We start from the raw sequence: 13,215 nt of genomic DNA, 5'->3' as shown, positions 1-13,215 counted from the left end.
GGTCCCATCATGGCGACCCGTCCCCGCGCGGTCGACGCATCGGCACGTGCAGGATCCCGTCCTCGTCGAACGCAGGGCCCGCCACCTCGAAGCCGTACGCCTCGTAGAACCCCGCCAGCCCGGCCTGCGCGTCGAGGCGCACCTCGCGGTCGCCGCACAGGGCCATCGCCTCGTCCATCATCAGCGCCGCCAGCCCGCGCCCGCGGCCGGAGGGCGCCACGACGACGCGGCCGATGCGCGCCGCGTCACCGTCGTCGAGGACCCGCAGGGTGCCGGTCACCGCGCCGTCGTCGTCGAGCAGCACGACGTGGCGCGTGCCGTCCTCGAGGTCGCGTCCGTCGAGGTCGGGGTAGGGGCAGTCCTGCTCGACGACGAACACGTCCTGCCGCAGTCGCCACACCTCGTACGCCGTGCGCACCGGCAGGTCGGCGGCTCCGGCGACCAGCACCCTCACCGGACGAAGTCCACGACCTGCCCGAAGGCGCGCCGCGCCTCCGGGCCGACCGGCAGCAGCCCGTAGACGTGGATGAGGTCTGCCTCCTCCACCGTCGTGAGGTCCCAGCCGTCCTCGACCGCGCGCCGCGCGAGCAGCCGGCACCCCGGCGCGAGCAGGTCGCGGGTGCCCCACAGCACGAGGCCGCGCGGCAGCCCCGAGAGGTCGGCGAGGGCGGGGGAGACCTCGGGGCGCGCCAGGTCGTCGGGCGTGCCGGCCCACCACCCGGCGTACGCCTCGAGCTTGCCGTAGAACAGCCACGGGTCGATCGCGTCGGCGGCCCGCGTCTCCTCCTCGGTCGAGGTGGTCAGGTCGACCCACGGCGCGTGGAGGACCAGGTGCGTCGCGGGCACCAGCCCGCGCTCGCGCACCGACAGCGCCAGGGCGAGGGCGATCCCGCCGCCGGCGGAGTCGCCGGCGAGCACCGCGCCACCCGGCTCGGAGGTCCAGCGGGCCAGGTCGTCGACGAGCGCGTCGTGGGAGTCGCGCCAGGAGTGCTCGGGGGCGAGGGGGTAGTCGGGCATCACGACCCGCGCACCGATCGCGTCGGCGAGCCGGGTCGCGTAGCGCACGTGGAAGGGGTCGATCGGCGCGGTGAACCCGCCGCCGTGCACGTAGTAGAGCGTCCGCGTCACCGGGCGGCCCCGTGGCGTGAGGACGTGGCACGGAAAACCGAGGTCGGTGACCGCGTGGTCCCAGCGGCGCGCGAAGCCGGGCACCGCGCGCGTCGGCAGCGTCGGGTTCAGCGTCCGGTGCGACGCCTCGACGCGGGCCCGCTCCTGCGGCTCGCTGTCGATCTCCCGCGCGCGGCGCAGGCGCGGGATCAGGGCGGCGAGGAGGTCGTGGCGGCGGCTCGGCATGGACGCAGCGTAGGGGCCTGCGGGGCCGGCGCTAGGGTGAGGGACAGAAGACAGGGGAGCACGCGCAGGCGTGCTGAGAGTGCGGACCAGCCGCAGACCCTCCGAACCTGATCCGGTTAGCACCGGCGCAAGGGAGTCCAGATGAAGCACGCACGCGTCCGCATCGCCCTCGCCACCTCGGCGGCCCTGCTGCTGGGTGGTTGCAGCCTGGCCGGGGGAGGCGGCGACGGGCCCACCGCCACCGAGCCGTCGTCGTCGTCCGGCCCCGGCGAGGCCGGCGGCACCGTCGTCCTCGCCACCCACGAGTCCTTCACGCTGCCCAAGAAGCTGGTGCGGGCCTTCGAGGAGGAGAGCGGCTACGACCTCGAGGTCCGTGCCGCCGGCGACGCCGGCACGCTGGCCACCAAGCTCAGCCTCACCGCCGACAACCCGATCGCCGACGCGGCCTTCGGGATCGACAACACCTTCGCCTCGCGCCCGCTCGGCGAGGGCGCCTTCGCCGAGGTGACCACCACCGCCACGCCCCCGGAGGAGTACGTCCTCGCCGAGGGTGGCGACCGGCTCGTCCCGATCGACTCCGCCAGCGTGTGCGTCAACGTCGACACCGACTGGTTCGAGGCGGAGGGCCTCACACCGCCGCGGACGCTCGACGACCTCACCGACCCGGCGTACGCCGACCTGCTGGTCACCCCCGGCGCCTCGACCAGCAGCCCCGGCATGGCCTTCTTCCTCGCCACGGTCGCGGCGTACGGCGACGACTGGCCCGACTACTGGACCGACCTGCTGGCCAACGGCGCCAAGGTCGTCGACGGCTGGGAGGACGCCTACTACGGCGACTTCACCGCCGGGGCCGAGCGCGGCACCCGGCCGATCGTGGTGTCGTACGACTCGTCCCCGGCGTTCACGGTCACCGACGGGCGCACCACCACGGCGGCGCTGCTCGACACCTGCTTCCGCCAGGTCGAGTACGCCGGCGTGCTGGCGGGCGCCGACAACCCGGAGGGCGCCGCCGCCCTGGTCGACTGGATGCTGAGCGAGGAGGTGCAGAGCGCTCTGCCGGAGTCGATGTACGTCTTCCCGGTGATGCCCGGCGCGACCGTGCCCGACGACTGGGCCGAGTTCGCCCCGCAGCCCACCGACCCCTACGAGGTGTCCCCGGAGGAGATCGCCGCCAACCGCGAGCAGTGGCTCACGGAGTGGACCGACGTCGTGTCGCGATGACCCGTCGCCTGGCCGCGCTCCTCGCCCTCGCCGCAGGGCCGGTGCTGGTGCTCGGCGTGCTGTTCGTCCTGCCGGTCGCCGGCATGGTCGCGGAGGGCTTCGTGGTCGACGGGCGGTTCGCGCCGGGGGCGGTGCTCGACGTCCTGGCGCGCCCGCGCGTGCGCCGGGTCGCGTGGTTCACCGTGTGGACCTCCGGCACCGCGACGCTGCTCGCCGTCGTGCTCGGCCTGCCCGCGGCGTACGCCCTGCACCGGCTCGCGCTCCCGGGTCGGGCCGCGGTGCGGGCCGCGCTGCTGGTGCCGTTCGTGCTGCCCACCGTCGTGGTGGGCGTCGCGTTCCGCCAGCTGCTCGGCGAGGGCGGGCCACTGGGCTTCCTCGGCCTCGACGGCACGCCGGTGGCGATCGTGTGCGGGCTGGTGTTCTTCAACGTCGCGGTCGTCGTGCGCACGGTCGGGGTCGCGTGGGAGTCGCTCGACCCCCGTCCCGGGCAGGCCGCCGCCGCGCTCGGAGCGTCACCGTGGCAGGTGCTGCGCACCGTCACCCTGCCCGCGTTGCGCCCGGCGATCGTGGGCGCGGCCAGCATCGTCTTCCTCTTCTGCGCCACGGCGTTCGGCATCGTGCTGACCCTCGGCGGCGTGCGCTACGCGACCGTCGAGACCGAGATCTACCTGCTGACCACGACGATCTTCGACCTGCAGGCGGCCGCCGCGCTGTCGGTGGTCCAGATCGTGGTGGTCGTCGGCCTCCTCGCCCTCGCCGCGCGGCTGCGCGCGACGCCCGACCCGACGGCCCAGCGCACCGTCTCACCGGTGCGCCCCGTACGCCGCTCCGACGCACCCGTCGTCGTCGCCACGCTGCTGGTGCTCGGCGCCATGCTCCTGCCGCTCCTCACCCTGGTCGCCGGGTCCCTGTCGGTGGGCGACGGCTGGGGTCTCGACAACTACCGCGCGCTCACCACCCCCGGCGACGACCAGGCGCTGCTCGTGCCGGTCACCGCCGCGCTGGCGACCAGCCTGCGCACCGCCGTCGACGCCACCTGGATGGCGCTGCTCGTCGGCACCTTGGTGTCGATCATCGTCACGCGCCGCTCGCACTCGCCCGCCGAGCGTCGGGTGCGCGCGGGCCTCGACGGCTTCTTCATGCTGCCCCTCGGCGTCAGCGCGGTGACCCTCGGCTTCGGCTTCCTGATCACCCTGGACGCACCCCCGCTGGACCTGCGCGACTCCCCGCTGCTGGTCCCGATGGCGCAGGCGCTGGTCGCGCTGCCGCTGGTCGTGCGCACGCTCGCGCCGGTCCTCGCAGGCGTGGACGACCGCCAGCGACAGGCGGCGGCCTCGCTCGGCGCGTCCGCGTGGCGCACCCTGCTGACCGTCGACCTGCCGGTCGTGTGGAAGCCGATGCTCGCTGCCAGCGGGTTCGCGTTCGCCGCCTCGCTGGGCGAGTTCGGCGCGACGTCCTTCCTCGCCCGCGACGAGAGCCCCACGCTCCCGGTCGTGATCTTCCGGCTGATCGGCCATCCGGGGGAGATGAACTACGGCATGGCCCTGGCGGCGTCCGTGGTCCTCGCCGCCGCCACGGCCGCGGTCGTGCTGGCCGTCGAGCGGCTGCGGGTGCCGGGTGTGGGAGCGTTCTAGGACCATGCTGCAGCTCACCGACGTCACCGTGCGCTACGGCGACACCGCCGCCGTCGACGCGGTGTCCCTCGACTTGGCCCCCGGACAGGTGCTCGCCGTGCTCGGCCCCTCCGGCTGCGGCAAGTCGACCCTCCTGCGCGCGGTCGCGGGGCTCGAGCCGCTGTCGTCGGGGTCGATCTCGTGGGACGGCGCGGACCTCGCCGGCACGCCCACCCACAAGCGCGGCTTCGCGCTGATGTTCCAGGACGGCCAGCTGTTCGGCCACCTCACCGTCGCCCGCAACGTGGCCTACGCGCTGCGGCTGCGGCGTACGCCCGCGGCGCGGGTCGCGGCCCGGGTGCGTGAGCTGCTCGACCTCGTCGGGCTCGCAGGCTACGACGACCGGCTGCCCGGCACGCTGTCCGGTGGCGAGCGGCAGCGGGTCGCGCTCGCCCGCGCACTGGCGGTGGAGCCGCGGCTGATCCTGCTCGACGAGCCGCTGTCCGCACTCGACGCGACGCTGCGCGAGCGCCTCGCCGGAGACCTGCGCTCGATCCTCCGCGAGGCCGGGACGACCGCGCTGCTGGTCACCCACGACCACGACGAGGCCTTTGCCCTCGCCGACCGGCTTGCGGTGATGCGCGCGGGGCGCGTCGTGCAGCAGGGGGCGATCGGCGAGGTCTGGCGCGAGCCGGTCGACGAGGAGACTGCCCTGTTCCTCGGGTACGCCTCGGTGCTGCGCGAGGACGCGGCAGCACGCGTGCTGTCGGCTGCCGGCCTGCCCCCGGCGTACGCCGTCGCGCTGCGCCGCTCCGCCCTGGTCGTCGACCCTGGCGGCGACCTGCGCGCGGTCGTGGAGTCGGCGCGGGTGACCCCCGAGGTGGTCCGGCTGGTGGTCGACGTCGAGGAGGTCGGCAGGGTCGACGCCGTCGCGGCGCTGGGCAGCCGCACCTCGCCGGGCGACGAGGTCGCGCTGCGGGTCGACGTGACCAGGCTCGCGGTCCTGCCGATCAGCCACGCGTCCTGAGCCGTCCCTACACTGGCGTCCGTGTACAGACCGGCCTATGCCCTGCTCGTGGGGGTCGCAGCAGTCATGGGAGCGCTGGCGCTGACCGCGTCGTTCGCGCTCGACCGGCCGCTCGTCGACCCCGAGGGCTTCCTGGGCCCGTCGTGGCTGAGGCTGCCGCTGCTGGTCCTCGGCGCGTTCCTGCTCGACCTGTTGCCGCGCACCCTGTGGTACTCGCGGATGAAGCCGGCGCTGATGCCCGACATCGTGCGCGAGCGGATCCGCACCCACTGGGACCGCGAGCGGATGGTCCTCGTGGTCCTCGGGCTGGTGTGCTTCTACATCACCTACGTCTGCTACCGGAACCTCAAGTCCTTCCTGCCCTTCCTGATGGGCGAGGACAAGTACGACCGCGAGCTGCACCTGATCGACCGGGCGCTGATGTTCGGCCACGAGCCGGCCACGATCCTGCACACCGTCTTCGGCACCGGGTTCTCCGCGCATGTGCTGTCCACGATCTACCTGTGGTTCCTGCCGCTCGTGCCGCTCGCTCTCGCCGCCTGGCTGGTGTGGTCGCGCAACATCACCTTCGGCTACTGGTTCGCCACCTCGCAGTGCCTGGCCTGGTCGATCGGCACCGCGTCCTACTACGCGCTGCCCACCCTCGGCCCGGGCTTCCAGTACAGCTACCTCTACACCGACCTGCCCGAGACGGGCTCGAGCGCGCTGATGGACGCGTTGTCGTACGGCCGCGACGGCGTGCTGCGCAAGGGCGCCGAGGGGGCGGTGCAGTCGGTGGCGGGCTTCGCCTCGCTGCATGTCGCGATCACCCTGCTCGTCGCGCTGATGGTCCAGTACACCCTGCGCAACCGCGTGCTGCACATCGTCTTCTGGGCCAACTTCGCCATCACGGTGGTGGCCACGCTCTACTTCGGCTGGCACTACATCGCCGACGACCTCGCGGGCGTCGTGATCGCGCTCTTCTCCTTCTGGCTCGGCGGGCTCGCGAGCGGGCAGAAGTTCGACCGACACGGGTTGTCGTCCCATCCGACCTCGACGACCCGTCAGGTGCCGGTCGACGCCGACTGACCCTCTGTCGGAACCACCGGTTACCCGGTGGTTCGTCGACTTATCACCGGTTGCAACGGACTGGAAGTTCAGCAACCACCGGGTGACCGGTGGTTGCTCCGCCCGCGACACGGGGGACTACACGGCTGTAGTTTGCAAGCCGACACGCCGTTGGAAGATGAAAAAGATGAGGAATGTGTTCCCAGTGTGACAAAAGTTCACTAACGTGCTTCGCGTTACCCGTGCGATGGGGAAGTCGCACGGTCCGCGACCAGCCAAGGTAACCGCCCGTGCCCTCCGTACCGCCACCGCACCACCAGAGCGCGCCAGGACGTACGACGTCGCGCTGGGCGAGCGTCGTCCTGGTGGCCGGACTGGCCGTGGGTGCCGGGCAGGGGGCGTACGCCGAGGACCCGGTGCCCAGCGAGGGCGACGTCGCTGCGGCGCAGCAGCGCGCAGCCGAGAAGGGCCGCGACGTGGCGGCCGTCCAGGCGGACCTGATCCGTGCCGACCTGGCGCTGGACGCTGCCGGCGACGACGCCGCCCGGGCCACCGAGGCCTGGAACGGTGCCCGCTGGCGCGCCGAGCAGGCGCGAACGGATGCCGCGGCGGCCGACGCCGCGGCGACGACGGCCCGCGAGGACGTCGAGCGGCAGCGCGAGCTCTATGCCGCGACCGTGGTGCGCTCCTACGAGGAGGGCACCCAGCTGCAGGGCCTCTCCGCGCTCGTGGAGGCCGACGGCGTCGAGGCGCTGATCGACCGCACGGTCACGATGGGCAACACCTCGGAGGCGCTGGACCACCAGTACGACTCCTTCATCGCGTCCTCCGCCGTCGCCGAGGTCACGGCGACGACCGCTGCGCAGGCCGCCGAACGAGCCACCCGGGCCAAGGCCGACGCAGCGGCGGCGCGTGCCGCCGCGGCTGCCGCGCAGGCCGCCGCCGTCGCCCGGGCCGAGTCGGTCGCCGCCACGAAGGCGGACCTGATCGCCGAGCTCGCCGAGCTCGAGGGCATCAGCGTCCGGCTGGCCCAGCGGCGCCAGGCGGCCCTCGAGCAGGCCGCGGCCGAGGCGGCGGCAGCGGCCGAGGCGGCGGCAGCGGCAGCGCAGGCCGCGGCCGAGGCAGCGGCCCAGGAGCAGGTGCAGGAGCCGGCGGCCCCGGCTCCCCCTGCGACCGCCACTCCGACGGCCACCGCGACCCCCACCCCGACGCAGACTCCGACGCCGACCGCCACTCCGACGCAGACTCCGACGCCGACCGCCCCTGCGACTCCGACCCCATCCCCGACTCCGGCCCCGACCCCCACCCCCACACAGACGCCGACCCCCACGCCCACCCCGCCTCCGACGCCGACCCCGACGCCGCCGCCGGCCTCGGGCGGCGCAGCAGCGGCGATCGCGTTCGCCCGGGCCCAGATCGGCGACCCGTACTCCTGGGGGGCAGCGGGGCCGGACGCCTGGGACTGCTCGGGCCTGACCTCGGTGGCGTGGTCGAAGGGCGGGAAGTCGCTGCCCCACTACTCCGTCGCGCAGTACACCCAGTCGACGAAGATCACCGCGAGCCAGCTCGCACCCGGCGACCTGGTCTTCTGGGGCTCGTCGAGCAGCGCGAGCTCGATCTACCACGTGGCGCTCTACATCGGCGACGGCCAGGTCATCCACGCGCCGCGCACCGGCCGACCGGTCACCCAGGAGTCGATGTACGCCTGGCGGGCACCGGACTTCTTCGCCCGCCCCTGACGCGGCCCCGGCGCCGGCTCAGCGCACCTTCCGGGCCAACCTCGCCGCCAGCTCCCCGGGCTCCATGTCGCCGTCGAGGATGCGCCGGGTGGGCCACGCGGAGGTGTCGATCCCGGACAGCTCCTCGAACAGCGCGAGGTCCTTGGCATAGACCTCGGCCACCCGGGCGAGGTCCTCGGCGGTCGGGGCGGTGCCGGGCACCTGCGCGGCGCCGGCGTGCCAGTTCTTCAGCGGCGGGACCTGCTCGAAGCGCGGCAGGTCGAGGAAGTCGGTCGTACGGTCCACGGTGGCGGCGAAGTCGCCCAGCATCGAGCGCAGCTCCAGCAGCAGCCACTGCCGCCGGTCGAACAGCTCGAAGCCGCGCTGCAGCTGCTCGCCGTAGAACCCGCGCGCCAGCCCCGTCATGTGCCGCCACCGCATGGTGCGTACGTCGTCGGGCACCTCGTCGGGCAGCGACGTGTGCGGCCACTCGGTGAGGAAGTCGGGCCAGTCCGGCCACGCGAGGTTGCGCGAGCGGAGCATCACCCAGTGGGAGAAGAGCCGCTCGAGCGGGTCGCGGAAGACGGCGATGAGCGGCATGTCGGGCTTGTAGGCGCGCATCCGCTCGAGCGCGTGCGGCCAGTAGAGGTAGGTGGGCGAGGCGTCGCCCAGCAACCGGTGGACGCGGGCTCGCCGCGGCGCGGTGTAGTCCCGCTCGTGGTCGGGGGCCGACCAGTCGACGGTCTCGTCGTCGAAGTAGTGGCGCTCCTTGTCGGGCGCCTGGCACACCAGCCGGTGCTGGTTGAGCGTGACGGCGAGTGTCGACGTGCCGCCCTTCTGCACGCCGACGACCGCGAAGTTGTAGGCCATCGACCCGAGCCCGTCGCCCGGAGCAGTGGCATCTGACACGTTCATCGCGGTGAACCTACCGGCATGGCTACCGTGGGTGAATGGCAACCGACCAGGTCCCACCCATCGCCGACGAGATGCCCACCGTCGAGCCCGAGGCCGCGACGGCCCACGTCGACGACGCCGACGTCCCGGCGGACAAGGGCTACCGGCAGCCCGAGGTCGACGTCGACGCCCTCCGCGCGGTGCTCGACGGCCGCTACCGCGAGGTCCGCGACCTCGTGCGCGCCAACCTCGCCGAGCACGCGCAGGTGCTCCTCGACGAGGAGCAGATGTCCACCGCCGACTTCCGCGAGCGGGTCAAGGACGTCGTGGTGATGATGGCCGCGACCGGGCAGACCGGCATGGGCTTCCCCGAGGAGTACGGCGGCGGGGGCGACATCGGTGCCTCGATCGCCGCCTTCGAGACCCTCGCCTTCGGCGACCTGTCGGTGCTGGTCAAGGTCGGCGTCCAGTTCGGTCTGTTCGGCGGCGCGATCCTCCAGCTCGGCACGAAGACCCACCACGACGCCTACCTCGCCGACCTCGTCAGCGGCCGCACCATGGGCTGCTTCGCGATGACCGAGAGCGGCCACGGCTCCAACGTCCAGGCCCTCGGCACGGTGGCGACGTACGACACCGCGTCGCAGGAGTTCGTGATCACCACGCCCGACGACGTCAGCCGCAAGGACTACATCGGCAACGCGGCCACCCACGCCGAGCTCGCGGTGGTGTTCGCGCAGCTCGAGGTCGGCGAGCAGCGCCACGGCGTGCACGCCTTCGTCGTGCCGATCCGAGAGGACGGCCGGGTCCTCGACGGCGTACGCATCGAGGACTGCGGGCCCAAGATGGGCCTCAACGGCGTCGACAACGGCCGGCTGTGGTTCGACGGCGTACGGGTGCCCCGCACAGCGCTGCTCAACCAGTTCGCCGAGGTCACCCCCGAGGGCCGCTACCTCTCGCCGATCGACAACCCCAACAAGCGCTTCTTCACCATGCTCGGCACCCTCGTCCAGGGTCGCGTCTGCGTCGGCGGCGCGGGCATCAATGCCGCCAAGGTCGCGCTCACCATCGCGACCCGCTACGCCGAGCGGCGGCGCCAGTTCGAGGCGGTCTCGCCCGACGAGGAGCAGGTGCTGCTCGACTACGGCATGCACCAGCGCCGGCTGCTGCCGCTCATCGCGCGGACCTACGCGCTGCACTTCGCCCAGGAGGTCGTCGCCGCGCAGCTCCACGACGTCTTCTCGGGCCCGGGCCCCACCGACGAGGGTGCCGACGAGCACGCCCGGCGCATGCTCGAGTCGCGCGCCGCCGGCACCAAGGCGCTCGGCACCTGGCACGCCACCCGCACCATCCAGGAGTGCCGCGAGGCGTGCGGCGGCGCGGGCTACCTCAGCGAGAACCGGTTCGCCGCGCTCAAGGCCGACACCGACGTCTTCACCACCTTCGAGGGCGACAACCACGTCCTGCTGCAGCTCGTCGCCAAGGGCCTGCTCACCGACTACGCCGGAGAGTTCGAGGACCTCGACCAGCTCGGCATGGCCCGCTTCGTCGCCGGGATCGCGGTCGAGACCGTCGTCGAGCGCACTGCGGTGCACAAGCTCGTCCAGTCCGTGCGCGACCTGCTGCCCGGCGGCGACCACTGGGACCAGGAGGCGGGCCTCCTCGACCCCAACTACCAGCTCGCGATGCTCCGGTTCCGCGAGGAGCACATGATCGGCGGCGTCGCGCGGCGGCTCAAGCGCGGTGTCGACCAGGGGATGGACCCCGGCGCCGTCTTCTCGCGCGTGCAGGACCACGTCATCGCCGCGGCGCGCGCCCACACCGAGCGGCTGGTGCTGGAGGCGTTCGTGCAGAAGGCCGCCGCCCTCCCCGACGGCGACCTCAAGGTCGCGCTCAACCTGCTGTGCGACCTCCACGCGCTGACCACGATCGAGGCCGACCGGGCCTGGTTCATGGAGCACGGGCGGCTCTCGAGCGCGCGTTCCAAGGCGATCAGCCGGGAGGTCAACGCGCTGTGCCGCAAGATCCGCCCGCTCGCGGTCGACCTCGTCGACGCCTTCGGGGTGCCGGAGGAGATGCTCCGCAGCCCCGAGCTGCTGGGGTGGCCGATCGGGCAGGACGCCTGACGGGGCGACCCGAGGAGGACCGATGCGCATCCGCCGGAACGGGCTCGTCGGCGCCTGGAGCGAGGACCCGCTGTGGGCGAAGGTCTACCCGCTCCTCGTCGAGCACCCGGCGCTCGGCGCCCCGCTGTGGCGCCTCGGGCTCGGCACCGACATCACCCACCTGTACGCCGCGGTCCGCGAGATCGGCGATCTTCCCGGTGGCTCGCGCGTCCTCGACGTGCCGACCGGGAGCGGGATCGCACTGCGGGGCCTGCGCCCCGGCGGTGACCTCAGCCTCGTCGCCGCCGACATCTCCCCGCGGATGCTGCAGCGGGCGCACGTCACCGCCGCGCGCCTCGGCGTCGACGACCAGGTGACCACGACGCTGGCCGACGTCGGGCACCTGCCCTTTGCCGACGACTCCTTCGACCTCGTCGCGACCTTCACCGGCCTGCACGTCTTGCCCGACCCGCACCGCGCGATCACCGAGATGGTGCGTGTGCTCCGGCCGGGCGGGACCATCACGGGAAGCGCACTGTTCACCGGCTCGTTCCGCGGCCTGGAGCGGCGCTATGGGCTGGTGCACGCCGCGGGCCGGCTCTCGCAGGTGCTCGGCCCGATGTGCACCGCGGCTGACGCCCGGCGCTGGCTCGCCGCGGCAGGGGCGCCCGGTGCGCGCGTGGAGATGAGCGGCGGCATCGGCTACTTCCGCGCCGTCAAGGACTGAGCGGCTGTCACAGGTCCGGGGTGGGCGGTGTCTTCATGGCACCGGCCCTTCGACACAGGAGACGACATGCCCAGCCAGTTCAGGATCCCGCAGGCCACCCTCGACGGCGCGTACGGCGCGCTCATGACCCGCGTCGCCCGGCGGATGTGGGGCAAGGTTCCCGACAACGCCTACGTGCTCTGGCACCACAAGCCCGTCATGCGGGCGGTCTTCGGCTTCGAGCAGAAGGTCGCGCGGTGGAACGCGCTCGACCCGCACCTCAAGGCGTACGCCGAGATGGCCAGCGCGGGCGCGATCGGGTGCTCGTGGTGCCTGGACTTCGGCTACTTCATGGCCCACACCCGGGGCCTCGACGAGGCCAAGGTGCGCGAGGTGCCCCGGTGGCGCGAGTCCGGTGTCTTCACCGAGCTCGAGCGCGACGTGATGGCCTACGCCGAGGCGATGACCGCGACGCCGCCGGAGGTCACCGACGAGATGGTCGCCGCCCTCGACCGCCGGCTGGGCCACGCAGCGGTGGTCGAGCTGACGATGATGGTGGCCGTGGAGAACGAGCGGTCCCGGTTCAACTCGGCGATGGGCCTGGCGAGCCAGGGGTTCAGCGACGTGTGCGAGCTGCCGCTCGCCGAGACGGGCACGATGGCTCCGTGACGCAGACCGAGGCCTTCACCGCGCACCGCGCCCTGCTCTTCACCGTCGCCTACGAGATGCTCGGCTCGGCCGCCGATGCCGAGGACGTCCTCCAAGAGGTCTGGCTGCGGTGGGCCGACGTTCCGGCCCACGAGGTGCGCGACCCGCGCGCCTACCTCGTCCGGATGACCACCCGGCTCGCGCTCAACCGGCTGCGAACTCTTGCGCGCCGCCGCGAGGACTACGTCGGCACGTGGCTGCCCGAGCCGCTGCTCACCGCCCCCGACGTCGCGCAGGACGTCGAGCTCGCCGACAGCGTCTCCACCGCGATGCTGCTGGTGCTCGAGACGCTGCCGCCGACCGAGCGGGCGGTGTTCGTGCTGCGCGAGGTCTTCGACGTGCCGTACGCCGAGATCGCCGAGGCGGTCGGCAAGTCCGAGCCGGCGGTGCGGCAGGTCGCCAGCCGGGCGCGTGCGCACGTGGCCGAGCGGCGGCCATGGGCCTCGGTCAGCCCGGCGGAGCGCGACGCTGTGATCGAGCGCTTCCGGGCCGCCACCCAGACCGGCGACCTGCAGGGCCTGATGGACGCGCTGGCGCCGGACGTGGTGCTGATGACCGACGGCGGCGGCCGGGTCAAGGCTGCGCTCAACCCGATCATCGGCCGCGAGAAGGTGCTCCGCTTCCTCACCGCCGTCACGCCCGAGGCGCTCGAGCTCGAGCCGGTCTGGCTCAACGGGTCCCCGGCGATCCAGTTCGTGGTCGGCGGTCAGCGCGACGGGGTCGGCACCATGCTCGTCGAGGACGGCGTCGTGACGCGACTGTTCCTGGTCCGCAACCCCGACAAGCTGCGTGCGGTCGACGAGGAGGTGGGCCTCAGCCGATGAGG

General features: G+C 73.1%; 12 protein-coding genes and 1 riboswitch. Of the genes, 9 read left to right on the top strand and 3 right to left on the bottom strand.

The features are described from left to right. Window positions 1-7 precede the first annotated feature (7 nt). A complete protein-coding gene (locus IE200_RS06275; RefSeq protein WP_191278524.1) occupies window positions 8-454 on the bottom strand; it encodes a GNAT family N-acetyltransferase in 447 nt (148 codons plus the stop codon). After that, window positions 451-1,353 (bottom strand): alpha/beta hydrolase fold domain-containing protein, encoded by a 903-nt coding sequence (locus tag IE200_RS06270; protein ID WP_191278523.1) that lies wholly within the window; start codon window positions 1,351-1,353, stop codon window positions 451-453. Before IE200_RS06270 ends, IE200_RS06275 begins: the two co-directional genes overlap by 4 nt. A 42-nt stretch (window positions 1,354-1,395) precedes the next feature. After that, window positions 1,396-1,505: riboswitch (TPP riboswitch) on the top strand. Here IE200_RS06270 and IE200_RS06265 point away from each other — a divergent pair. The 5 genes from IE200_RS06265 to IE200_RS06245 all read left to right on the top strand — a co-directional run bounded on the left by IE200_RS06265 (window position 1,495) and on the right by IE200_RS06245 (window position 8,000). Beyond that, entirely contained in the window at window positions 1,495-2,574 is a 1,080-nt protein-coding gene (locus IE200_RS06265; protein ID WP_191278522.1) for a thiamine ABC transporter substrate-binding protein, read from the top strand. Its footprint overlaps the riboswitch before it by 11 nt. Continuing rightward, a complete protein-coding gene (locus tag IE200_RS06260) occupies window positions 2,571-4,208 on the top strand; it encodes an ABC transporter permease (protein ID WP_191278521.1) in 1,638 nt (545 codons plus the stop codon). The genes IE200_RS06265 and IE200_RS06260 overlap by 4 nt, the downstream gene beginning before the upstream one ends. 4 nt (window positions 4,209-4,212) lie before the next feature. Further along, window positions 4,213-5,214 carry an ABC transporter ATP-binding protein gene (locus IE200_RS06255; protein ID WP_191278520.1) on the top strand — a complete coding sequence of 334 codons (1,002 nt, stop codon included), beginning with the start codon at window positions 4,213-4,215 and terminating at the stop codon, window positions 5,212-5,214. A 21-nt stretch (window positions 5,215-5,235) separates the two neighbouring features. Then, the gene (locus tag IE200_RS06250; RefSeq protein ID WP_229856182.1) at window positions 5,236-6,282 is read left to right on the top strand and encodes a phosphatase PAP2 family protein; all 1,047 of its coding nucleotides are present in this window, start codon (window positions 5,236-5,238) and stop codon (window positions 6,280-6,282) included. Window positions 6,283-6,551: 269 nt separating this feature from the next. Further along, on the top strand, window positions 6,552-8,000 hold the full coding sequence (locus IE200_RS06245; RefSeq protein WP_191278519.1) for a C40 family peptidase: 1,449 nt from the start codon (window positions 6,552-6,554) through the stop codon (window positions 7,998-8,000). An 18-nt stretch (window positions 8,001-8,018) separates the two neighbouring features. Here the strand turns inward: IE200_RS06245 and IE200_RS06240 are convergent, their stop codons facing one another. Then, complete coding sequence (locus IE200_RS06240) at window positions 8,019-8,894, bottom strand: sulfotransferase domain-containing protein (RefSeq protein WP_191278518.1); 876 nt, start codon at window positions 8,892-8,894, stop codon at window positions 8,019-8,021. A gap of 35 nt (window positions 8,895-8,929) precedes the next feature. Here IE200_RS06240 and IE200_RS06235 point away from each other — a divergent pair, with 35 nt between their 5' ends. The 4 genes from IE200_RS06235 (at window position 8,930) to sigJ (ending at window position 13,213) form a co-directional block, all read left to right on the top strand. After that, window positions 8,930-10,996 (top strand): acyl-CoA dehydrogenase family protein, encoded by a 2,067-nt coding sequence (locus IE200_RS06235; RefSeq protein ID WP_229856181.1) that lies wholly within the window; start codon window positions 8,930-8,932, stop codon window positions 10,994-10,996. 22 nt (window positions 10,997-11,018) lie between these two features. Continuing rightward, on the top strand, window positions 11,019-11,702 hold the full coding sequence (locus IE200_RS06230) for a class I SAM-dependent methyltransferase (RefSeq protein ID WP_191278517.1): 684 nt from the start codon (window positions 11,019-11,021) through the stop codon (window positions 11,700-11,702). Window positions 11,703-11,768: 66 nt separating this feature from the next. Further along, window positions 11,769-12,350 carry a carboxymuconolactone decarboxylase family protein gene (locus IE200_RS20645; RefSeq protein WP_229856180.1) on the top strand — a complete coding sequence of 194 codons (582 nt, stop codon included), beginning with the start codon at window positions 11,769-11,771 and terminating at the stop codon, window positions 12,348-12,350. Between the two features lie 56 nt (window positions 12,351-12,406). Further along, window positions 12,407-13,213, top strand: a complete 807-nt coding sequence (gene sigJ / locus IE200_RS20640; RefSeq protein WP_229856219.1) for an RNA polymerase sigma factor SigJ — start codon at window positions 12,407-12,409, stop codon at window positions 13,211-13,213. Window positions 13,214-13,215: the final 2 nt, after the last annotated feature.

Source organism: Nocardioides flavus (ex Wang et al. 2016) (assembly GCF_014653115.1).
GTDB classification, from domain to species: Bacteria; Actinomycetota; Actinomycetes; order Propionibacteriales; family Nocardioidaceae; genus Nocardioides; species Nocardioides flavus.
Note: the sequence above shows the minus strand (reverse complement) of the source record. Positions and strands in the feature narration are given on the sequence as shown.